Annotated in this window: 1 protein-coding gene; it reads right to left on the bottom strand. The window is 55.3% G+C overall.

Translation table 11 applies throughout. The annotated features are described in order from the left end of the window. Positions 1-217 (bottom strand): hypothetical protein (locus tag Abin_RS15430; RefSeq protein WP_048848542.1); only part of this gene is annotated, 217 nt, incomplete at both ends.

Here is a 217-nt window from a genome sequence, read left to right as displayed (position 1 = left end):
ATCAATAGTGCCCGTAATCAGACTGTGCGTCACACTCTGTTCGTCATGATCAACATGACCAACCGCAACCGTTATCGTCTTGGCCGCATCAGTCAGACTGCCACCACTCGTAAAGCCACCGCCCGCAGCAAAGCTCGTCCCGCTCCACCTCGACGTGTTGGACACATCCCCAGCATCCAGTGACCCCGTGTGGAAATGGTTCAGGCTTTTATCCGCA

This window comes from Acetobacter indonesiensis (assembly GCF_000963945.1).
GTDB classification, from domain to species: domain Bacteria; phylum Pseudomonadota; class Alphaproteobacteria; order Acetobacterales; family Acetobacteraceae; genus Acetobacter; species Acetobacter indonesiensis.
Note: the sequence above shows the minus strand (reverse complement) of the source record. Positions and strands in the feature narration are given on the sequence as shown.